General features: G+C 69.2%; 19 protein-coding genes. 13 read left to right on the top strand and 6 right to left on the bottom strand.

All coding sequences use genetic code 11. The features are described from left to right. The first annotated feature begins 217 nt into the window (after window positions 1-217). The 3 genes from ACYP33_RS32675 to ACYP33_RS32685 all read left to right on the top strand — a co-directional run bounded on the left by ACYP33_RS32675 (window position 218) and on the right by ACYP33_RS32685 (window position 3,792). A complete protein-coding gene (locus ACYP33_RS32675) occupies window positions 218-2,368 on the top strand; it encodes a TonB-dependent siderophore receptor (protein WP_459625302.1) in 2,151 nt (716 codons plus the stop codon). 10 nt (window positions 2,369-2,378) lie between these two features. Beyond that, window positions 2,379-3,209, top strand: coding sequence for a DJ-1/PfpI family protein (locus ACYP33_RS32680; RefSeq protein WP_414447671.1), 831 nt, complete (start codon window positions 2,379-2,381; stop codon window positions 3,207-3,209). 229 nt (window positions 3,210-3,438) lie between these two features. Then, a complete protein-coding gene (locus ACYP33_RS32685) occupies window positions 3,439-3,792 on the top strand; it encodes a DUF1304 domain-containing protein (RefSeq protein ID WP_414447672.1) in 354 nt (117 codons plus the stop codon). A 215-nt stretch (window positions 3,793-4,007) separates the two neighbouring features. On the opposite strand, the gene ACYP33_RS32690 is transcribed toward ACYP33_RS32685, so the two are convergent. Further along, window positions 4,008-4,133 carry a hypothetical protein gene (locus ACYP33_RS32690; protein ID WP_459625303.1) on the bottom strand — a complete coding sequence of 42 codons (126 nt, stop codon included), beginning with the start codon at window positions 4,131-4,133 and terminating at the stop codon, window positions 4,008-4,010. 16 nt (window positions 4,134-4,149) lie between these two features. Further along, window positions 4,150-5,475 carry a leucine-rich repeat-containing protein kinase family protein gene (locus tag ACYP33_RS32695; protein ID WP_459625304.1) on the bottom strand — a complete coding sequence of 442 codons (1,326 nt, stop codon included), beginning with the start codon at window positions 5,473-5,475 and terminating at the stop codon, window positions 4,150-4,152. Between the two features lie 315 nt (window positions 5,476-5,790). On the opposite strand from ACYP33_RS32695, the gene tkt reads away from it, so the two are divergent. After that, entirely contained in the window at window positions 5,791-7,845 is a 2,055-nt protein-coding gene (gene tkt / locus ACYP33_RS32700; protein WP_414447676.1) for a transketolase, read from the top strand. 24 nt (window positions 7,846-7,869) lie between these two features. On the opposite strand, the gene ACYP33_RS32705 is transcribed toward tkt, so the two are convergent. The 3 genes from ACYP33_RS32705 to ACYP33_RS32715 are packed head-to-tail and all read right to left on the bottom strand — an operon-like array spanning window position 7,870 to window position 10,149. Next, window positions 7,870-8,589 carry an amino acid ABC transporter permease gene (locus tag ACYP33_RS32705; protein ID WP_459625476.1) on the bottom strand — a complete coding sequence of 240 codons (720 nt, stop codon included), beginning with the start codon at window positions 8,587-8,589 and terminating at the stop codon, window positions 7,870-7,872. Further along, window positions 8,589-9,305, bottom strand: coding sequence for an amino acid ABC transporter permease (locus ACYP33_RS32710; RefSeq protein WP_459625477.1), 717 nt, complete (start codon window positions 9,303-9,305; stop codon window positions 8,589-8,591). The genes ACYP33_RS32705 and ACYP33_RS32710 overlap by 1 nt, the downstream gene beginning before the upstream one ends. A 22-nt stretch (window positions 9,306-9,327) precedes the next feature. Next, complete coding sequence (locus ACYP33_RS32715) at window positions 9,328-10,149, bottom strand: ABC transporter substrate-binding protein (RefSeq protein ID WP_414441880.1); 822 nt, start codon at window positions 10,147-10,149, stop codon at window positions 9,328-9,330. 303 nt (window positions 10,150-10,452) lie between these two features. On the opposite strand from ACYP33_RS32715, the gene ACYP33_RS32720 reads away from it, so the two are divergent. The 9 genes from ACYP33_RS32720 (at window position 10,453) to ACYP33_RS32760 (ending at window position 19,346) form a co-directional block, all read left to right on the top strand. Further along, window positions 10,453-11,832: an LLM class flavin-dependent oxidoreductase gene (locus ACYP33_RS32720; protein WP_459625305.1), complete on the top strand. Its 1,380-nt coding sequence runs from the start codon at window positions 10,453-10,455 to the stop codon at window positions 11,830-11,832. A gap of 120 nt (window positions 11,833-11,952) precedes the next feature. Beyond that, window positions 11,953-12,723, top strand: a complete 771-nt coding sequence (locus ACYP33_RS32725) for a GntR family transcriptional regulator (protein ID WP_414447678.1) — start codon at window positions 11,953-11,955, stop codon at window positions 12,721-12,723. Continuing rightward, window positions 12,720-14,477 carry a fumarate reductase/succinate dehydrogenase flavoprotein subunit gene (locus tag ACYP33_RS32730; protein WP_459625306.1) on the top strand — a complete coding sequence of 586 codons (1,758 nt, stop codon included), beginning with the start codon at window positions 12,720-12,722 and terminating at the stop codon, window positions 14,475-14,477. The genes ACYP33_RS32725 and ACYP33_RS32730 overlap by 4 nt, the downstream gene beginning before the upstream one ends. A gap of 12 nt (window positions 14,478-14,489) precedes the next feature. Beyond that, the gene (locus ACYP33_RS32735; RefSeq protein WP_206128487.1) at window positions 14,490-14,735 is read left to right on the top strand and encodes a 4Fe-4S dicluster domain-containing protein; all 246 of its coding nucleotides are present in this window, start codon (window positions 14,490-14,492) and stop codon (window positions 14,733-14,735) included. Between the two features lie 48 nt (window positions 14,736-14,783). Further along, window positions 14,784-16,226 carry an ABC transporter substrate-binding protein gene (locus ACYP33_RS32740; protein WP_414447680.1) on the top strand — a complete coding sequence of 481 codons (1,443 nt, stop codon included), beginning with the start codon at window positions 14,784-14,786 and terminating at the stop codon, window positions 16,224-16,226. A gap of 75 nt (window positions 16,227-16,301) precedes the next feature. Next, window positions 16,302-17,156, top strand: coding sequence for an ABC transporter permease (locus ACYP33_RS32745; RefSeq protein WP_459625307.1), 855 nt, complete (start codon window positions 16,302-16,304; stop codon window positions 17,154-17,156). Further along, on the top strand, window positions 17,153-17,965 hold the full coding sequence (locus tag ACYP33_RS32750) for an ABC transporter ATP-binding protein (RefSeq protein ID WP_459625308.1): 813 nt from the start codon (window positions 17,153-17,155) through the stop codon (window positions 17,963-17,965). The genes ACYP33_RS32745 and ACYP33_RS32750 overlap by 4 nt, the downstream gene beginning before the upstream one ends. 59 nt (window positions 17,966-18,024) lie before the next feature. After that, entirely contained in the window at window positions 18,025-19,062 is a 1,038-nt protein-coding gene (locus ACYP33_RS32755) for a HEAT repeat domain-containing protein (protein WP_459625309.1), read from the top strand. Next, entirely contained in the window at window positions 19,059-19,346 is a 288-nt protein-coding gene (locus ACYP33_RS32760; RefSeq protein WP_414447683.1) for a gamma-butyrobetaine hydroxylase-like domain-containing protein, read from the top strand. The genes ACYP33_RS32755 and ACYP33_RS32760 overlap by 4 nt, the downstream gene beginning before the upstream one ends. An 80-nt stretch (window positions 19,347-19,426) precedes the next feature. Here ACYP33_RS32760 and ACYP33_RS32765 read toward each other — a convergent pair. Further along, window positions 19,427-21,065, bottom strand: a 1,639-nt coding sequence (locus ACYP33_RS32765; protein WP_459625310.1) for a family 2A encapsulin nanocompartment cargo protein cysteine desulfurase, incomplete at its 5' end; no start/stop codon positions are given.

Here is a 21,065-nt window from a genome sequence, read left to right on the forward strand (position 1 = left end):
CGCCCCACCCGCCCCGCTGCATTCCTGAGCCCACTGTCCGGACCTCGACCGTCCCGTAGCTTCGCGCGTTTGATCGCCGCGCGACGGGCCGTCGCGTCCGCCGCATCCATCGTCTCCGCCTCGATCGTCTGGCGCGGATCGGCTTCACTTGGCCGATGTTCGCGCACGTCCCGACGCGACGCGCGAGATCTCGCAGGGTTTCGCAGCCCATCGCACCATGCTCAATTTGAAACGGGTCGCGGCCGCCACGCTGGCCGCCTTCGCGCTCTCGGCGCAAGCTCAACCGATTCCACCCGACGCCGCGACAACGGCCGGGCAACCCAGGCCCGACTCGAAGCCGCCGGTCACGGTGGCGCTGCCCGCCGTCGGCGTCACGAGCCATCCGGATGGCCTCGTGCAGTCCGACACCGCGCTCGATTCCGTCTCGGCGACGCGCACCGACACGCCGCTGATCGAAGTGCCGCAATCCGTGCAGGTGATTCCGCGCCAGCGGATCGAGGAGCAGGACGCCCGCACGCTCGCCGACGCGCTGCGCAACGTCTCGGGCGTGGTCCCGAGCGAGCCGGCGGAAAGCACCATCGTCAGCGATCTGGTGCGCGGCTTCCCCGCCGACGTTTACCTCGATGGCCTGCCGACAACCGGCATGAACGCCACCAGCAGCCCCGCGAGCCTGGTCGGCATCGAACGGATCGAGGTGCTGAAGGGGCCGGCATCCACCTTGTACGGCGGCGGCCTGGGCGCGCCGCTCGGCGGCCTGATCGATATCGAAACGGAGCGGCCGAAGGCAAAGCGCGGCGGGTACGTGGCCATGCGCACCGGCAGCGACGGCACGCTCAACCCGTATTTCGACATGACCGGGGCGCTGGCTCCGTCGATCGACGCGCGGCTCGCGGGCGAATACGCGCATGACGGCAACGCGATCGACCAGGTCAAGGGCGAGCGTTGGGCGCTCAAGCCGAGCGTGTCGTTCAAGCTCGCGCCCAGGACGGTCCTGCTCGTGCAAGGGCAGTTCAACCACCGCAGCCAGCGCGAGTATTCGGGCCTGCCGGCGGCCCAGGCGCTGGCAGGCCAGCTCGACCGTTACGCGTTCCCCGGCGCGACGACGGGCCAGCCGCGCACCTCCTTCGACAGCCAGTTGGCGACGGTCCGGCTCGAGCACGCGTTCAACGACCGCCTGCGCCTGACCGTCAGCGGCCGGTATTACCAGAGCCGCATCCCCGAATACGGCAGCTTCGTCGATCCGGGCCGCTATCCGGCCGACCCGGCCACGCCGACCACCTATCCGATCCTCGGGTTCGACATGCTGACGCGCACCCGCAACGCCACGCTCGACGCGAACCTCGCCGCCGATGTCGATGCGCTCGGCGGCCAGCACCTGCTGCTTGCCGGCGTGAGCTACGACCACACCGATTTCTCCTCGGACATGGGCCTGACGGACGCGCCGATCGGCATGCTCGATCTGGCGCGGCCGGCGTACAACGTCGCGTACGGCACGCCGGCGCCGCTCTCGCTCACCATGACCGACCGCTATCAAACGCTCGCCGCCTACCTGCAGGACCAGGCCACCTACGGCCGGCTCCACCTGACCGGCTCGCTGCGCTACACGCAGCTGCGTTTCCGCGAGGCCGAGCTGGGCACGAACGCGACCTACCACCGCGTCTCGCCGCGCATCGGCGCGACCTTCGATCTGGCGCCCGGCGTCGCCGCCTACGCCGCCTATGCCACGGCGTTTCGCGCCGCGTTCGGTTTCGTCGGGCTGTCCGCGCCGAAGCCCGAAACCTCGCGCAACGTCGAGGCCGGCCTGAAGCTGGCCCTGAACCGGCTCGGCCTGTCGGGCACGCTGGCCGTCTTCGATCAGACGCGCGAGAACGTCTCCACGCCCGATCCGGCCCATCCGCTGTTCAGCATCCAGACGGGCCGGGAACGCGCGCGCGGCATCGAGACCGATCTGACGTGGGAGCCCGTGCCGGCGTTCTCGCTGCTCGTGAACTACGCCTACACGCGCGCAACCGTCACCGAGGACAACACGATCCCGGTGGGCAACACGCTCGCGCGCGTGCCGAAACACAGCGGGCGCGTGGCGTTCCGCTACCGCGTGCCGAGCGGCCCGGCGAGCGGGCTGTCGGTCGGCGCCGGCGTCACCGCGTTCGGCGCGCGCGAGATCACGCTGCCCAACAGCGTGTCCGTGCCCGGCTATGCGCTGTTCGACGCGCAGGCCGAATACCGCCTCGGCCACTACACGATCGGCCTTTCGGTGCAGAACCTGGCCAACCGTCATGTGTACGCCCCCTATCAATACCTTTCCTCCCCCGTCGTGATGCCGGTGCAACCGCGCACCGTCTACGTGACGCTCAAAGCCCTGATCTAAGGACACTGCCATGACCGATATCAATCGCCGCCACGCCTTGCTGATGACCCTGTTCGCCCCGCTCGCCGCGTGCTCCGCCTCCGCGCAGACATCCGGCCTCGCCTCCGACGCAACGATGCCCGGCACGAACCCCGGCATGCCTGGGGAAGGCAACGAACAAATCGCCATGCTGATGTATCCGGGCATGACCGTGCTCGATCTGATCGGGCCGCAATGCCTGTTCGCCTCGTTGACGGGCGCGAAGATCCATCTCGTCGCGAAAACGCTCGACCCGGTGACGAGCGATTCCGACGTGACAGTCACGCCGACCGCGACCTTCGACACCTGTCCGCGCAATCTCACCGTGCTGTTCGCGCCCGGCGGCACCGACGGCACGCTGGCCGCCGTCCGGGACCCCGAGACGCTCGCCTTCATGCGCGATCGCGGCGCGCGCGCGAAATACGTGACCAGCGTCTGCACCGGCTCGCTGATCCTCGGCGCCGCCGGATTGCTGGACGGCTACAAGGCAACCTCGCACTGGTCGGTGCGCCACGTACTGGCCGAATACGGCGCGATCCCGACCGAGGCGCGCGTGGTGCACGACCGCAATCGCGTCACGGGCGCGGGCGTCACGTCGGGGCTCGATTTCGGCCTGACGATGGTGGCGGAATTGCGTGACCGGACTTACGCGGAGTGCTCGCAGCTCCTGATCGAATACGACCCCGAGCCGCCGTTCAACTCGGGCTCGCTGCAAACCGCGCCGCCGGCCGTGGCGGAGGCGACGAAGCAGATGGTCTCGGGCTTCACGAAGGACGCCGAAGCGCTCGCCGCGGCGCAGATGCACCGCCAGCCGGCCGTTTGACGACGCCGTGACCGGCCGGGCTCGGCAGGCGCCGCACGCGGAGCCTGTCGAGCCCGGCATCGCAAGATTCCCGCGCAACCCCGGGAAACCCCCAAGGCTCGACGCCCTTCGACCGACCCGGTCCGGCACCGCGCTCGTGTTACGCTCCCAGCGCCCGGCTCGCGGGCCGCCAATCCGTCGCATCGACGACGCCAATCGCAACCACACACGACACCGAGTCGCCCCATCCATGATCGCCACTATCCTGATCGGCCTGGTTGCCCTGATCCACGTCTATATCGTGGTGCTCGAGATGTTTCTCTGGACCACGCCGAAAGGCCGGCGCGTGTTCGGGCTGACCGCCGATTTCGCGCAGCAGACGCGCGTGCTGGCCGCCAACCAGGGCCTCTACAACGGCTTCCTGGCGGCGGGCCTGATCTACGGCCTCGCCTCGGCCGCCGACGGCTACGCATTCAAGCTGTTCTTCCTGATCTGCGTGATCGTGGCCGGCGTGTTCGGCGCGGCCACGGCGAACCGCCGCATCCTGTTCGTGCAGGCGCTGCCGGCCGCGCTGGCGCTGGTCGCGCTGCTTGTCGGCGTCTGAGCCGAAGCCGGTCGCGCGGGTTCAGCGCTGCATCACCTCGCGCAGCACCTGTTTCCGTGAGTATTTGCAATCTGACCACCTACCTTGATATTCGAAGCGTTGCAGATTTCCCCTAGCTTTCACGATGCCGAGTTGTTCGGCATCGAACGTGGCCCAGAAACCCGTTCTCTTGAGCTTCGCTTTCGGCGAGGTTGAAGTATTGAAATTTTCGGGCGTTATTTCACAGCGCCTAATTGATCGACGCCGAGCGGCGTCGGGTCGAAGCCGGGCGCGGCGATATCGACGAAGGCCAGCCGGCGCTGGCCGGGAGCAGGCGTTCGCCGCCCGTCTTCCGGCTTCAAGCAACCGGCAACGACATCAATTCAGATGCGCCTTCAAGCGCTCGACGATCTCGTCGAACGCCGGTCGGCGCTCGACGCCCACGCTCAGGCAAGCGGCCGCGAGCGCGGTCAGCGTGGCCGTGGCCGACGAGCTGCCGGGCTCGCTGCGTGCCAGCAGTTCTTCCAGCAGGCAGCCGAACGCACGCACCTCGATGCGCTGCAGCAACGCACCGTGCGCCGCGTCGTCGCCGTACAGCGAGGCCGCGCCGAAATCGCCGAGCAGCGCGTGCCCCGCACCGTCGTGCAGGATGTTGTGCGCGTACAGATCGCCGTGCACGATGCCGCGCCGGTGCAGATGCGCGGCGGCCGACGCGATGCCGTGCGCGATCCGCAGCGTGGTGCTCAGGTTGAAGCGCACGTCCTCGGCGTACACGTCGCGCGTGCAGGAATCGAAGCTCGGCGGCGCGGCGAGGTTCTCGAAATCGTGTTCGATCAGCGGCATCACCAGCCCCTGCTCGCCGATCGGATGGCCGGTAAGCCGGCCGAGCGCGCCGATCAGGTTCGGATGCGTGCCGGCATGCAGGCAGGCGGCCATTTCGCGATCGGGCAGGCCGTCGCTGGTGACGGCGCCCTTGTACAGCTTCACGGCCACCGGCTGCTGCGGATGATGATCGGCCGACAGCCGGTTCGCGCGGTAGATCACGCCCGACGCGCCCTCGCCCAGCTTCTGCCCGAGCGCCAGCGTGCTCCAGGCGATGTCGCCCACCGAGCGGTCGGCCTCGGCCGTGGCCTCGATCGTGGCGGCAAACGGGTTGCCGGCGTAGGCGATCCACGCCAGCCGCGGCATGCGCAGCAGCCAGTCGGGCAGCCGCTCGAACCGGTTCGCCGCGAGCCGCACGAGTTCGAGCCGCGTGCAGGCGGCCATCTCGTTCGGCAAGGCGCTCAACCGGTTGCCGGCCAGCATCAGCTTTTGCAGATCGGGGCAGCCGCCCAGCTCGGGCGGCAGCGCCTCGATCGCGTTGTCGGTCAGGATCAGCCAGCGCAGGCGCGGCGGCAGCGCACTGCCGGGCACGTCGGTGATGCGGTTGGCCTTGAAGCCGACCATGCTCAGTTGCGCGCATTGGCCGAGCACGGGCGGCAATTCGGTAAACGGATTGTTCGAGGCAAACAGCACGCGCAGCTTCGCGAGGCGCGGCAGGTCGTCGGGCAGGTGGGTCAGCGCGTTGCCCGACAGGTCGAGCACTTCGAGCGTATCGGCCAGATCGAAGATCTCGCGCGGGAATTCGGTGAGGCCGCCGGACAGCTTCAGGTGCTGTGCCCCCGCAAGCTTGCCGGCTTTCAGTTGATCGACGGTGGTGGTCACGGTCGGTGGCGGCGTGGGCCGCGAGAGTGGGGAACGTCCCGATTCTAGCGGGATCGGCGGCGGCTCAACACGGGATACAACCCGATATACGGCCGGCTCGTTCGCCCGACAGGCCATGGGAAACGCCGCGCTCCGGCCCGCAATTCGCTGCTCCGCGGGCACGCCGTTTGCGCTGTTTCCACGTACACGCAGGGCCAGCACGCCAAAGCGGCGAATCGCCCGGGCCACCGGCCGCCTCATCCGGCCCCGCGTGCTAGCGTGACCGATTACCCGACGTGCAGGTCATCCACCGACACCGAGAGAGGGCTTCCCGACATGACATCCGATTCGTCCACCGCATCCACCGCCACGCCCAAGACCGTCCCCGCCCCGCGCGACCCGCATTTGCGCGAGATGGCGAACTGCATCCGTTTCCTGTCGATGGACGCGGTGCAGAAAGCGAACAGCGGCCACCCCGGCGCGCCGATGGGCATGGCCGACATCGCCACGGTGCTGTTCCGCGATTTCCTCAAGTTCGATGCGGCCGATCCGCACTGGTTCGACCGCGATCGCTTCGTGCTGTCGAACGGCCATGGCTCGATGCTGCTGTACAGCCTGCTCTACCTGACCGGCTACGAGGACATGACGATCGACCAGATCGAGCAGTTCCGCCAGGTCGGCAGCAAGACGGCCGGCCACCCCGAATACCGCCATGCGAACGGCATCGAGCTGACCACCGGGCCGCTCGGCCAAGGCATCGCCGAATCGGTCGGCATGGCGCTGGCCGAGCGCATCCTCAACGCGAAATTCGGCGACGCGCTGGTCGATCACCACACCTACGTGTTCCTCGGCGACGGCTGCCTGATGGAAGGCATCAGCCAGGAAGCGATCTCGCTGGCCGGGCATCTAAAGCTCGACCGCCTGGTGGCGTTCTGGGACAACAACTCGATCTCGATCGACGGCCCCACGAGCCTCGCCGTGTCCGACAACGAGATCGAGCGGTTCCGCGCGTCGGGCTGGCGCGTGATCGAGATCGACGGCCACGACACCGATGCGATCCGCGACGCGATCACGGCCGCGCGCCAGGGCACCGGCCAGCCGACGCTGATCGCCTGCCGCACCATCATCGGCTTCGGCTTTCCGACCCGCGCCGGCACGCAGAAGGCGCACAGCGACGCGCCCGGCCCCGAGGAAATCGCCGGCGCGCGCAAGCTGCTCGACTGGAAATCGCCGCCGTTCGAGATCCCCGAGCCGCTGCTGAAGGAATGGCGCGAGATCGGCGCCAAGGGCCGCCACGCCCGGCTCGGCTGGGCCGCGCGCGTCAAGGCCACGCCGGCGCCGCTGCGGCAGGATTTCGAGCGGCGCAACCGGGGCGAGCTGCCGGACGGCTGGCGGCAGGCGATCGCCGACGCGCGCGCCGCGTTCGTGCAGGACGGTGAAGAGATGGCCACCCGCAAGGCCAGCGGCGCGGTGCTCGAGCGCCTGTTCGACATGATCCCCGAACTGCTCGGCGGCTCGGCCGACCTCACGCCGTCGAACAACACCAAGACCAAGCACCAGACCGAAATCGCGCCGGGCCGCTACGACGGCTCGTACGTGCACTACGGCGTGCGCGAGCACGGCATGGCCGCCGCGATGAACGGCATCGCACTGCACGGCGGCCTGATCCCGTACGGCGGCACGTTCCTGTGTTTCTCCGATTACTGCCGCCCGGCGATCCGGCTGGCCGCGATGATGCAGATCCGCACCACCTTCGTCATGACGCACGATTCGATCGGGCTGGGCGAGGACGGCCCGACCCACCAGCCGGTCGAGCATCTGGCCGCGCTGCGCGCGATTCCGCACTTGGGCGTGTACCGGCCGGCCGATGCCGTCGAAACGGCCGAATGCTGGGAGTTGATCCTGGACCAGCCGCGCCGCGCGGCCCTGCTCGCGCTGTCGCGCCAGCCGCTGCCGCTGCTGCGCACCGAAGCCGGCAACGAAAACCGTTCGGCGCGCGGCGCCTACGTGCTGCTCGCGGCCGAGGGCGGCCCGCGCCGCGTCACGTTGCTGTCGACCGGTTCGGAGGTGCATCTGGCCGTGAAGGCGCGCGAGATCCTGCAGGCCGAAGGCGTGCCGACCGCCGTGGTGTCGATGCCGTGCCGCCTGCTGTTCGAGGAGCAGGACGCCGAATACCGCCACGCCGTGCTCGACGACACGCCGGCACGGGTGGCCGTGGAGGCCGCCGTCGAACTGGGCTGGGAGCGTTATCTCGGCCTCGAAGGCCGCTTTGTCGGCATGCACAGCTTCGGCGAGTCGGGCAAATTCGAGGAGGTGTATCGCAAGTTCGACATCACCGTCGAGGCCGTGGTGAGCGCGGCCAAGGCGATCCTCGAACACACCGGCACCTGAGCCGCCGGCACGTCGGAAGACGTCTCAGACGGCCGCCGCCCGCGCCTTGGCCGGATCGGGTGCGGCGTCCGGCCGCCGGCGGGCCAGCGCCGCCATCGCCACGCGATCGAGCGCCGTGCACAGCACGAGGTAGAGGAACGCGACGAACAGGAACACCGGAATCGGATAGATCATCAGCCGGTTGTTGACCTGCGTCGCGACGAAGGACAGCTCGTTGACGCCGACGATATAGGCCAGCGAGGTGTCCTTGACCAGCGACACCCACTGGTTCACGAACGACGGCGCCATGATCCGCACCGCCTGCGGCAGCACCACCTCGCGCAGCGTCTGCCAGCGCGTCAGGCCGAGCGACAGCCCCGCCTGCCATTGCGCCGCACCCACCGCCACGATGCCCGCGTGCACCGAATGCGCCAGATACGCGCCGCCGATCAGGGACAGCGCGCACACCACGGCCACCAGCCCCGGCACGTCCACATGGAACAGGATCGGCAGCAGGAAATACGTCCAGAAAATCAGCATCAGCACCGGAATCGCGCGGAAAAAGCCGATCGTCACGAGCAGCACGGCGCGCACCGGCCGCCCGGCCATCGCCAGCGCAATGCCGGCCGCGAAGCCGATCACGCCGGATGCGAGCGCCGACGCGATCGCCAGCACCAGCGTGAGCGCCGCGCCGCCGAGCGGGCCGTCGGGAAACGCGCCGATCATCAGGTAGCGCAGGCTGCCGGTGAACATCTCCCAGGGCATCATCGCGGCGCTCCCGGGCTGGCGTCGCGCAAGTGGCGAACGGCATGCAGCGCCGCCTCCAGCACCGCGATCGCGCCGATATACAGCAGCGTGGCCACGCCGAACGCGGCAAACGTCTTGAACGTTTCCGTCTCGACCTGCCGCGACGCGTACGACAGCTCGGCCAGCCCGATCGCCATCGTCAACGAGGAATTCTTCACGAGGTTCATGTATTGCCCGAACAGCGGCGGCAGCGCGATCCGCACCGCCTGCGGCAGCACGATATGGCGAAACCCTTGCCACGGCGTCAGCCCGAGCGCGGCGGCGGCCTGCCACTGGCCCTCGCGCACGCCCGCGATGCCGGCCGAGAATTCACCGGCGATGAACGCCGAGCTGTAGCAGGTCAGGCCGAACCAGCCGGCCAGGAATTCGAACGACGGCCAGTGCAGCACGCCGAGCGCGTGCGGCGCGTTGAGCCACGCGACCGCCGCATCGGGCAGCAGCGTGGCCGCGCCGAAATACCAGAAGAACAGTTGCACGAGCAGCGGCGTGTTGCGGAAGCCGCCGATGTAGAGGCCCGCAGCGCGGCGCACCCAAGCGCGCCGCGCCCGGCCGGCCAAGGCCAGCCCCGCGCCCGCGAGCGTGGCCGCGACGGCCGAGCTCAACGCCAGGCCGACCGTCACGCCGAAACCCTGCCAGAGCCACAGCAGGTATTTCGGCGCCAGGAAGCTGTCGATCATCGTCTCGAACCGCGGTGCGTCAGGTCTTGTCGCCGATCTTGAAGGTGCGCGTGAGCGGCGTCTTGGTGGTCGGACCGAACCAGCGGTTGTAGATCGCGGTGGCCTGGCCGTTCGCCTCCAGCCCCTTCAGCGTGTCGTTGACGAACGACACCAGGCGCGGCTCGCCCTTCGGAATGCCCACGCCCATGTAGTCGTTGGTGATCGTGAACGCCGGGATTTCGTACTTCTGCTTGTCCGGCACGTTGGCCAGCAGGCCGACCAGCTTCGGGCCGTCCTGCGTGATCGCCTGCACGTTGCCGGCGCGCAGCGCGGCGAACGCGAACGGCGTGTCGTCATAGGCCACCACGGTTGCCTTCGGGAACTGCTCGCGCACCGCGATCTCGTTGGTGGTGCCCTTGTCCGCGCCGATGCGCAGGCCGCTGATCTGATCCTTCGAGGTCAGCACGCCCTTCTTCGCCAGGAACTGCTGGCCCGACGAGAAATACGGAATGCTGAAATCCACCTGCTTGGCGCGCTCGTCGGTGATCGTGAAGTTGGCGAGCACCAGATCGACCTTGCGTGAAGTCAGGAACGGAATCCGGTTGGCCGGGTTGGTCGATTGCAGTTCGAGCTTCACGCCGAGCTTGTCGGCCAGCGCCTTCGCGTAGTCGACGTCGAGGCCGACCGTCTTGTTGCTGGTCGGATCGACATAGCCGAACGGCGGATTGCTGTCGAAGGTCGCGACGCGCAGCACGCCGGCCTTCTTGATGTCGTCGAGGCGATCGGCGTGCGCGAGCGCCGGGAACAGGGCGGTGAGGCTGGTCAGGCTGACGAGCGTGGCGGCGAGCAGGGTCTTTTTCATTGGAGGTTCCGTGTGCGGTGGTCGTACCGGGCCGCGACCGCTGCGTGCGCGCCGATCGTGTCGATGCGGGCAGGCGATCCGGCGACCCGATGGGGCGCAAAAGTAGCATTGCACCGCGCTGGTGCGAAGCGATCAATTCTCCTGATCTAAGCAGGAAAACGGATAAGGCTGCGGCGGACCGAGTGCCACGCCTTCCCTTCAAAGCAAACCCCAATTCCTTCGTTGTCCCCCCACCCCCGGCCATGCGACGCTAACCGGTTTCGACCACCCTCACGCGGCGCCCCCCGCCGCCTCGCCCCGACGATGACTGGCAAGCCGATCCGCCTCAACGCGTTCAACATGAATTGCGTCGGCCACATCAACCACGGCCTCTGGACGCACCCGCGCGACCGATCCGCCGACTACAACACGCTGTCCTACTGGACCGACCTCGCCAGGCTGCTCGAACGCGGGCTGTTCGACGGGCTGTTCATCGCCGATATCGTCGGCGTGTACGACGTGTACGGCGGCTCCACCGACCTGACGCTGCGCGAATCGATCCAGTTGCCGGTCAACGACCCGATGATGCTGGTGTCGGCAATGGCCGCCGCCACGCAGCACCTCGGCTTCGGCATCACCGTCAACCTGACCTACGAAGCGCCCTACCTGCTCGCGCGCCGCTTCTCGACGCTCGATCATCTGACGCAGGGCCGCGTCGGCTGGAACATCGTGACCGGCTACCTGGACAGCGCCGCGCGCGCGATGGGCCTCGCCGGCCAGATCGAGCACGACGAGCGCTACGACCGCGCCGACGAATATCTCGAAGTGGCCTACAAGCTGTGGGAAGGCAGTTGGGAGCCGGGCGCGGTGCGGCGCGACCGCGAGGCGCGCGTGTTCGCCGAACCGGCCAAGGTGCATCGCATCCGCCATCAGGGCCGCTATTACGACGTGGATGGCTACCACCTGGCCGAGCCGTCGCCGCAGCGCACGCCGGTGCTGTTCCAGGCCGGTTCGTCGGGGCGCGGCCAGCAGTTCGCGGTGCGCCACGCCGAATGCGTGTTCGTGTCGAGCGGCAGCCGCGACGGCACGCGCACGCTGGTGGCGGCGCTGCGCCGTCAGGCGGCCGAAGCCGGGCGCGATCCGGCCAGCCTGAAGATCTTCATGGGCGTGACGGTGATCGTCGGCCGCACCGAGGCCGAAGCGCGCGAGAAATACGCCGAATACGCGCGCTACGCCAGCCCGGAGGCCGGCCTCGCGCATTTCTCGGCCGGCGCCGGCATCGACTACGCGGGCCTCGACCTCGACGACGAACTGGCCGCCAACGGCAGCCCCAAGCCGCGCGGCATCGAATCGTCGGTGCAGCGCGTGACGGACGGCCGCCAGGGCTTCACGGTGCGCGACCTGCTCGGCCAGATGGCGCTCGGCGGGCGCTACGCGACGATCGTCGGCGACCCGGTGCAGGTGGCCGACGCGCTGACGGGCTGGATCGACGACACCGACATCGACGGCTTCAACCTCGCACGCACCGTCACGCCGGAAAGCTACGAGGATTTCATCGACCTGGTGATCCCGGAGTTGCAGGCGCGCGGCCGATACAAGACGGCCTACGAAGCGGGCACGCTGCGCGAAAAGCTGTTCGGCGGGGCCGCGACCTTGCCGCCAACCCACGCGGGCGCGGCTTACCGGCACGCCCCGGCGCGATAACGCCCATTCCGCCACCACAACGCCACCCCCGCCAAACCCGAAATTCTTAGCAGAATTGATTGGTTTGGCGGCCCGGGCCCGGTCACTACACTCGTCATGTCTTGTCATGACAAGTGGATCATGCCCAATACCAATATCGTCCCGCTGTCCCCGCAGCCGCTTTACGAACAGATCAAGGACGCGCTGCGCGCGCGCATCCTCGACGGCACCTACGCGCCCCACGCGCGCATGCCTTCGGAACACGAACTCTGCGCGCTGTTCGGCGTGAGCCGCATCACCGTGCGGCAGGCGCTCGGCGACCTGCAGAAGGAAGGCCTGGTGTTCCGCATTCACGGCAAGGGCACCTTCGTCGCCAAGCCGAAGGCGTTCCAGAACGTGGCGTGGCTGCAAGGCTTCGCCGAGGCGATGTCGTCGATGGGCTATGAAATCCTGAACCAGTTGCGCAGCCTGCGCACCGTCAAGGCCGATCGCCACGTGGCGGCGAAACTTCAGTTGCCCGAAGGATCGGACGTCACCGAGATCCGCCGCGTGCGGCTGCTGAACCGCGAGCCGGTGTCGCTCGAAATCACCTGGGTGCCGGAGGCGCTCGGCAAGCGCCTCGCCAACACCGACCTGAGCACCCGCGACATCTTCCTGATCCTCGAAAACGACTGCGGCGTGCCGCTCGGCCATGCCGACCTGTCGATCGACGCGATCCTCGCCGACGACGAGATCGTCGAGGCGCTGCGCGTGGAAGACGGCAGCCCGGTGCTGCGCATCGAGCGCCTGACGCACGACGAGGCCGGCCGGCCGGTCGATTACGAATACCTGTATTTCCGTGGCGACGCGTTCCAGTACCGGCTGCGCGTCGACCGTCAAAAACCGCGCGCCCACCGGAGGACCCCGCGATGAATACCCAAGTGCTCGATTACGATCTGATCGTGGTCGGCGGCGGCACGGCCGGCCCGATGGCCGCGATCAAGGCGAAGGAACGCAATCCCGCGCTGAAGGTGCTGCTGCTCGAAAAGGCCAACGTCAAGCGCAGCGGCGCGATCTCGATGGGGATGGACGGCCTGAACAACGCCGTGATCCCCGGCCACGCCACGCCCGAGCAATACACGCGCGAAATCACGGTGGCCAACGACGGCATCGTCGATCAATCGGCCGTGTACGCCTACGCGAAGCACAGCTTCGCGACCATCGAGCAGCTCGACCGCTGGGGCGTGAAGTTCGAGAAGGACGGCAACGGCGAATACGCGGTCAAGAAGGTCCACCATATGGGCGCCTACGTGCTGCCGATGCCGGAAGGCCATGACATCAAGAAGATCCTGTACCGCCAGTTGAAGCGCGCCCGCATCGCGATCACCAACCGGATCGTCGCCACCCGCGTGCTGACCGACGCGCAAGGCCGCGCGGCCGGCGTGCTCGGCTTCGACTGCCGCACCGCGCAGTTCCATGTGCTCCGCGCCAAGGCCGTGATCCTGTGCTGCGGCGCGGCCGGCCGGCTCGGCCTGCCCTCGTCGGGCTACCTGATGGGCACCTACGAGAACCCGACCAATGCCGGCGACGGCTACGCCATGGCCTATCACGCCGGCGCGGCGCTCGCGAACCTCGAATGCTTCCAGATCAACCCGTTGATCAAGGACTACAACGGCCCGGCCTGCGCCTACGTGACCGGCCCGCTCGGCGGCTTCACGGCCAACGGCAACGGCGAGCGCTTCATCGAGTGCGACTACTGGAGCGGCCAGATGATGTGGGAGTTTTACCAGGAGCTGCAAGGCGGGCGCGGCCCGGTGTTCCTGAAGCTCGACCACCTGGCCGAGGAAACCATCCGCACCATCGAGGAGATCCTGCACACCAACGAGCGGCCGAGCCGGGGCCGCTTCCACGCCGGGCGCGGCACCGACTACCGGCAACAGATGGTGGAGATGCATATCTCCGAGATCGGCTTCTGCAGCGGCCACAGCGCCTCGGGCGTATACGTGGACGAACACGGCCTGACCACCGTGCCGGGCCTCTACGCGGCCGGCGACATGGCGGCGGTGCCGCACAACTACATGCTCGGCGCGTTCACCTACGGCTGGTTCGCGGGCGAGCACGCGGCCGACGACATCGCGGGCCGCGAGCTGTCGCCGGTCGACGAACAGCAGGTGGCCGCCGAGCGCGCGCGCGTGCTGGCGCCGCTCGAACGCGAGCACGGCCTCGCGCCGTCGCAGGTCGAATACAAGCTGCGCCGCATGGTCAACGATTACCTGCAGCCGCCGAAGGTCACGCGCAAGATGGAAATCGGCCTGCAGCGCTTCGGCGAGATCGGCGAGGACATCGGCGCGATCCGCGCGGCCAACCCGCACGAACTGATGCGTGCGGCCGAGGTCAGCGTGATCCGCGATTGCGCCGAGATGGCCGCGCGCGCATCGCTGTTCCGCACCGAAAGCCGCTGGGGCCTGTATCACCATCGCGTCGATTTCCCCGAGCGCAACGACCGCGACTGGTTCTGCCACACGCACCTGCGCAAGGATGCCGACGGCCGCATGACCAGCGAGAAGCGCGAGATCGAACCGTATTGCGTGCCGGTGTCCGACGTCGAACTGGGCGCGTATTCGCGGCTGCGCGTGCGCGAGCCCGGCAACGCCCAAGCGGCCGACACCGCTACCGCCGCACTCTGAGGAGCCCGAACCATGCCGACCACCCCGCACGACATTCTCCAGCGCAGCAGCGCGCCCGTGACGATCGACGAATCGCTGTGCATCGCCGAGAAGGGCTGCACCGTCTGCGTCGACGTGTGCCCGCTCGACCTGCTCGCGATCGACACCTCGAAGGGCAAGGCCTACATGCAGTTCGACGAATGCTGGTACTGCATGCCCTGCGAACGCGACTGCCCGACCGGCGCCGTCACGGTCGCGATCCCTTACCTGCTGCGCTGACGCCCGGCTCGCCGCCGCTCTCCACACCTACGCCCAAACGAAAACGATATGTCGCTCTCCTCACGATTCCTGCGTCGCCTCGCGGCGCCGGCCCTGCTCGCAGCCGCCGCCGCGGCGCACGCCGACACCATCCGCATCGCGATCGGCACGCAGGACACCACCATCAATTGCGCGGCCGGCGGCTTGCTGATCCGCGAGCTGCATCTGCTCGACAAATACCTGCCGCACACCGGCAAGTACGCCGACGTCAAATACGACATCGAGTGGAAGGACTTCACGTCCGGCGCGCCAATCACCAACGAGATGGTGGCCGGCAAGCTCGATTTCGGCGTGATGGCCGATTTCCCCGGCGCGCTGAACGGTGCGGCGTTCCGCAAGGCCGGCAAGCGCAGCGAGTTCATCACGGTGCTGTCGGGCAGCGTGGACGGCAGCGGCAACGGCATCGTGGTGCCGAACGATTCGCCGGTGCGCGGCATCGCCGACCTGAAGGGCAAGACGATCTCGGTGCCGTTCGCGTCCACCGCGCACGGCATGCTGCTGCGTGCGATCCGCGCCCAGGGCTGGAACCCCGATACCGACGTCAACATCATCACGCAGGCGCCCGAAGTGGCCGGCAGTGCGTTGAAGGCCGGCAAGATCGCCGCGCACGCCGATTTCGTGCCGTACGCGGACCTGTTCCCGTATCGCGGCATCGCCCGCAAGATCTACGACGGCTCGCAGGCGCACGCGCCGACCTTCCACGGCACGCTGGTCGATGCCGATTACGCGGCGCGCTACCCCGAAGTGGTGGTGGCCTACCTGCGCGCGGCGATCGAGGCCAATCAGCGGCTCGACCGTGAGCCGGAAAAAACGGCGCTGCTGATCGAGAAGGTGACGGGCATCGAAGCGCCGGTCGATTACCTGTACCTCGGCCCGCTCGGCCTGCAGACGCGCGACCTCAGCTGGAAGCCGGCCTACCGGCAGGCGGTGGCCACCGCGATCGACACGCTCAAGCTGCTCAAGAAGAGCGATAGCGAACCCGATCCGGCCACCTTCATCGACGACCGCTACATCCGCGAGGCGTTCAAGCAATCGGGCCTCGACTACGCGGCGGCGCTCAAGAACACCGCGCCCACGCCGCTCGCGGCCAACGACGCGAAAACCGGCAAGCCGCTGCGCGATGCGCGCGACCTCGCCCAGCTGTGGCCGGCCGGCGACGCGCCGATCCGCAACTACGCACAACCGGCCGACGCGTTCGCCGAGGCGCGCCGCATCGAGCAAGGCGGCGGCAAACCGCGCGCGCTGTTCGTGCGCGATCACGACAGCGGGCTGAAGCTGTTCGCCAATCAGGCCTGGTACGTGAAGGGCACGCACGGCGAGATCGCCGCGTTCCTGCTGAAATCGGATGCCGAAACCTATGCGCAGCGCGCCGCCGGCACCGTGGCCGACTACGCGGCCGTCTCGGGCCTCGCGGGCACGAGCGCGGCCACGGCCACCACCGCCGCGCGTTGAACGCCGAACGCACGCGTTCCGCCTTTCCTTCGCATCTTCGTATCTCCGCACCTTCGTATCCGCAGAGGAGCCCGCATGGCCGTCACCTTCGATGTTTCCGAACCGGCCCGCGCCGAGGCGCGGCCCGCCGCGCAGGCGCCCGGCCGCCACGTGGCGTGGCGTCGCCGCGCGATCCGCACCGCCTCGCTCGCGGCGTGCATCGCGCTGTGGCAGGCCGCCGTCCACTTCCGCGTGTCGCTGGGGCTGATCACGTTCGCCAACGTGCCGTCGCCGGCCGACGTGCTGCCCGCGCTGTGGGCGCTGCTGCAATCGCCGAAGCTGCCGATGCACCTGGCCGCCAGCCTCACGCGCGTGCTGGCCGGCTTCGGCGCGGCGGCCGTGACGGGCGTGGGCCTCGGCCTCGCGATCGGCCGCTACCGGCTGCTGGAGGACGTGCTGCTGACCCCGCTCGAAGTGCTGCGGCCGATTCCGGCGGTGGCGTGGATTCCGCTCGCGATCCTGATGTTCCCGTCGTCGGAACTGAGCATGATGTTCATCACGTTCATCGGCGCGCTGTTCCCGATCCTGCTGAACACCGTGCACGGCGTCGAGGCGCTCGACCGGCGGCTGGTGGCCACCGCGCGCGGGCTGGGCGCGCGCTCGTTCGCGCTGTATCTCGAAGTGGTGCTGCCCGGCGCGGCGCCGGCGATCTTCACCGGCCTGTCGATCGGCATGGGCACCGCGTGGTTCTGCCTCGTGACGGCCGAGATGATCGCCGGGCAATACGGCATCGGCTATTTCACGTGGGAGTCCTACACGTTGCAGAACTATGCCGACATCGTGGTCGGGATGGGGCTGATCGGCGTGCTCGGCATGGGCAGCAGCCTGCTGGTCAAGCGGCTCGGCACGGCGCTCACGCCGTGGTATCGCCAGCGCGGAGGCCTGCGATGAACGCCGCGCTGCCCGCCGCCACCTTGGCGGCCCCATCGCTCGACACCGCCGCCGGCCGCATCGAGGTGCGCGGCCTGACCGTCGAGGTCGGCCCGCCGCAAGCGCGCGTGGCCGCCATCGACACGCTCGATCTGAGCATCGCGCCGGGCGAGTTCGTCTGCGTGCTCGGGCCGTCCGGCTGCGGAAAATCCACGCTGCTCGGCGCGATCGCCGGCCACCTGCGCGGCGCGCACGGGGCGGTGGAGGTGGATGGCGCGCGCGTCGAAACGCCGTCGCCCGAGCGCGGCCTGGTGTTCCAGCAACACACGCTGTTTCCGTGGAAGCGCGTGCTCGACAACGTCGCGTTCGGCCCGAAGATGCGCGGCGTGTCGGCCGAGGCCCGCCGCCGCGACGCGGCCGAGATGCTGGCGCTGGTGGGCCTGGCCGGCTACCAGGCGCATTACCCGGCCGAGTTGTCGGGCGGCATGCAGCAGCGCGTCGAAATCGCCCGCGTGCTGATGAACCGGCCGCGCGTGCTGCTGATGGACGAGCCGTTCGGCGCGCTCGACGCGCAAACGCGCCGCATGATGCAGGCGCTGCTGCTCGACGTGTGGGCGCAAGTGCGCACCACCGTGGTGTTCGTCACGCACGACATCGACGAGGCGCTGTTTCTGGGCGGGCGGATCGTGATGCTGTCGGCACGGCCGGCGCGCATCGTCGCCGACCTGCCGGTGCCGCTGGCGCGCCCGCGCGGCGACGACAGCACCATCGATCCGGTCTTCGTCGACCTGAAGCGGCGCTGCCTGGCCTTGCTGCGCGAAGCCGCCTGAATCGCATGCACGAAGCGTTTCGCTTCCCCCTTTTACGATCCGTCCCGAGAGACCGATAGATGACCGCCCTTTCCCCGCCCGCCGCGCCGCCCGCACTGCCTGAATTGCCGTCGCTGCTCGACCTGTCGGCCGTCGATCCCGATGCGCTGCCGCTGCTCGCGCGCCTGACCGATGCCGACGCCGCCGTGCGCCGCATCGCGATGTTCGAACTGGCCGATCTGGAGGACCCCGAACTGGTGCGGGTGTTCGTCGCCACGCTGGGCGCCGATCCGGCCGCCGAGGTGCGCCGCGAGGCCGCGCTTGCGCTGGCCGCCTGGGAGCAGCACGACGCCGTGGACGCACTGTGCGCCGCGCTGCTCGACACCGACGACGGCGTGCGCGACGCCGCCGCGCAAAGCCTCTCCGAACTGAAGGAACCGGCCTCGGGGGCCACGCTGCGCCGTTGGGCCGAGCGCCCCGAGCCGTTCGTGGTGCGCGCGGTGCTGCGCGGCCTGCGCGAATTGCGCTACGCCGATGCGTGGCAGCCCGCGCTGGCCGCGCTCGACGCCGACGATGCCGGCGTGCGGCTCGAAGCGGTGGCCGTGCTCGGCTGGCTCAAGGATGCGAGGGCCTTGCCGAGGCTGGCCGCGCTCGCCACCGGCGACGCGCAAGCCGAGGTACGGCGCGCGGCGGCCGGGGCGCTGGGCTTCGGCGTGGACGCCGACGACACGGCCGCGCCCGTTGCCGCCGCGCTGCTGGCTGCCCTGGCCGACAACGCCTGGCAGGTCCGCGAAGCCGCGGCCGTCACGCTCGGCCGGCTGCGTGCCAGGGCCGCCGTTGCCGCGCTGGAGCACGCGCTCGACGACCCCTATTGGCAGGTGCGGCTGCGCGCGACCTGCGCGCTCGGGTTGATCGGCGAACGTGCATCCGGCCCGAAGATCGCCGCGCTGCTCGTGCATTCGATCAGCAACCTGCGCAAGGAAGCGGCGCTCGCGCTCGGCGAATTGCGCGACCCGGCCGCGCTCGACGCGCTGCGCAGCACGCTCGACGACGCCGATCCCGAAGTGCGCAAGGCCGTGCGGATCGCGATCGGCCAGATCGAGCAAGCGGGCGCATGAGCGCCGCGCCGCTCGAACTGCGCAGCGACGCGGCCAGCCGCACGCTGACGCTGCGCTGGGCCGACGGCCGCCTCGGCACGCTCGCTCACGCCGCGCTGCGCGACGCCTGCCCGTGCGCGGGCTGCCGCGCACGGCGGCTGGCCGGCGAGCCGGTTGTTACGCACCCCGAAGTGAGCGTGACCGACATCCGCCCGATGGGCTATGGCGTGCAACTGGTGTTCGACGACGGCCACGATCGCGGCATTTTCCCGTGGCCGTTCCTGGCGGCGCTGGCCGCCGCCTGAACCCGAAACGTCAAGTCAACGACAACGCCGCGCAGGCTGGTAGCCCGCGCGGCGTTTGACCGGCTCATGACGCACACGCGTCAGCGACGCCCGGCGAGCCGCCTCACCACGTCGACGAACAGATCGATTTCGCCATAGGTGTTGTAGAACGCCAGCGACGGCCGCACGGTCGCCTCCAGGCCGAAGCGGCGCAGGATCGGTTGCGCGCAATGATGCCCGGAGCGCACCGCGATGCCCTCCTCGTTCAGCGCACGCCCCACTTCCTCCGTCTCATAGCCCTTCAGCACGAACGACAGCACGCTGGCCTTGTCGCGCGCCGTGCCCACCAGCCGCACGCCCGGCACCGGCGCGAGCTTCTCGGTGGCGTAGGCGAGCAGGTCGTGCTCGTAGCGCGCGATCCGCTCGATGCCGACCCGCTCCACGTACTCCAGCGCCGCGCCCAGGCCCACCGCGTCGGCGATGTTGCCGGTGCCGGCCTCGAAACGGTTCGGCGCGGGCTGGAACACCGTGCGCTCGAACGTCACGTCCGCGATCATGTTGCCGCCGCCTTGCCACGGCGGCATCGCGTCGAGAATGTGCCGCTTGCCGTACACCACGCCGATCCCGGTCGGGCCGTAGATCTTGTGGCCCGAGAACACGAAGAAATCGGCGTCGAGCGCCTGCACGTCCACCCGCATGTGCGAGATCGACTGCGCGCCGTCCACCAGCGCCACCGCCCCGGCGCGATGCGCCAGCTCGATGATCTCGCCCACCGGCACCACCGTGCCCAGCGCGTTCGACACCTGCGTGACCGCGACGATCCGCGTGCGCGCATTCAGCAGCTTGCGGAACTCGTCGAGCCGCACCTGGCCCGAATCGTCCACCGGAATCACGCGCAGCGTCGCGCCCTGCTGCGCGGCCAGTTGCTGCCACGGCACGATGTTCGCGTGGTGCTCGAGGTTCGAGACGATGATCTCGTCGCCCTCGCCCACGTTCTGCACGCCCCAGGTCTTGGCGACCAGGTTGATCGCCTCGGTCGCGCCGCGCGCGAAGATGATCTCGTCCGACGACGCCGCGCCGATGAAGCGCCGCACCGTGTCGCGCGCGTGTTCGTAGGCATCAGTGGCGCGGCCCGCCAGCGCGTGCGCCGCGCGGTGGATGTTCGAGTTCTCGTGCGCGTAGAAATGCGCGAGCCGGTCGATCACCGCCTGCGGCTTGTGGGTGGTGGCCGCGTTGTCGAACCAGACGAGCGGCTTGCCGTTCACGCGTTCGGCCAGGATCGGGAAATCGCGGCGAATCGCATTGACGTCGAACGGCGGATGCGCGCCAGCGAACGGTGACGTGCTCGTTGATGCTGCCGGCGCACCGTCGCTCACGAAATAACGCGCGCCGCTGCCGCCCGGTGCTTTCCCTGCATCGTGCAGCGCCAACAAGTCACGCAGCGCGTCGGCATCGGGCAGCCCGTAGCTTTGCGCGGACGGCGCGCCCGACACCGGCGTGGCGACCGGCTGCGGCGCGGCATGCCAGCCGTGCGCGGCATCGTCGACGAAATAGAACGGCGACGCGCCCGGCGCAGCCGCCGCACGCGCAGAGCCTGCCGACGACACGGGCGGCGCGCCGAGCAGCGCACCGCCGCCGCGCGGTTCGAGCGCGGGCGCGGCGACCGTGGCCGTATCGGGCAGGCCGTTGGCCGCCGCGTGCGGCGCGAGCGCCGGCGCGCGGTTGCCGAGCGACAGCACC

Source organism: Burkholderia sp. 3C (genome assembly GCF_054589155.1).

Bases quoted from the DNA above. Each gene is read 5' to 3' on its own strand.
- ACYP33_RS32750 (WP_459625308.1), top strand. From the start codon at position 17,153: ATGAACGCCGCGCTGCCCGCCGCCACCTTGGCGGCCCCATCGCTCGAC.
- ACYP33_RS32705 (WP_459625476.1), bottom strand. From the start codon at position 8,589: ATGCCCTGGGAGATGTTCACCGGCAGCCTGCGCTACCTGATGATCGGC.
- ACYP33_RS32740 (WP_414447680.1), top strand. From the start codon at position 14,784: ATGTCGCTCTCCTCACGATTCCTGCGTCGCCTCGCGGCGCCGGCCCTG.
- ACYP33_RS32715 (WP_414441880.1), bottom strand. From the start codon at position 10,149: ATGAAAAAGACCCTGCTCGCCGCCACGCTCGTCAGCCTGACCAGCCTC.
- ACYP33_RS32680 (WP_414447671.1), top strand. From the start codon at position 2,379: ATGACCGATATCAATCGCCGCCACGCCTTGCTGATGACCCTGTTCGCC.
- ACYP33_RS32755 (WP_459625309.1), top strand. From the start codon at position 18,025: ATGACCGCCCTTTCCCCGCCCGCCGCGCCGCCCGCACTGCCTGAATTG.
- ACYP33_RS32725 (WP_414447678.1), top strand. From the start codon at position 11,953: ATGCCCAATACCAATATCGTCCCGCTGTCCCCGCAGCCGCTTTACGAA.
- ACYP33_RS32685 (WP_414447672.1), top strand. From the start codon at position 3,439: ATGATCGCCACTATCCTGATCGGCCTGGTTGCCCTGATCCACGTCTAT.
- ACYP33_RS32735 (WP_206128487.1), top strand. From the start codon at position 14,490: ATGCCGACCACCCCGCACGACATTCTCCAGCGCAGCAGCGCGCCCGTG.
- tkt (WP_414447676.1), top strand. From the start codon at position 5,791: ATGACATCCGATTCGTCCACCGCATCCACCGCCACGCCCAAGACCGTC.
- ACYP33_RS32745 (WP_459625307.1), top strand. From the start codon at position 16,302: ATGGCCGTCACCTTCGATGTTTCCGAACCGGCCCGCGCCGAGGCGCGG.
- ACYP33_RS32730 (WP_459625306.1), top strand. From the start codon at position 12,720: ATGAATACCCAAGTGCTCGATTACGATCTGATCGTGGTCGGCGGCGGC.
- ACYP33_RS32675 (WP_459625302.1), top strand. From the start codon at position 218: ATGCTCAATTTGAAACGGGTCGCGGCCGCCACGCTGGCCGCCTTCGCG.
- ACYP33_RS32760 (WP_414447683.1), top strand. From the start codon at position 19,059: ATGAGCGCCGCGCCGCTCGAACTGCGCAGCGACGCGGCCAGCCGCACG.
- ACYP33_RS32720 (WP_459625305.1), top strand. From the start codon at position 10,453: ATGACTGGCAAGCCGATCCGCCTCAACGCGTTCAACATGAATTGCGTC.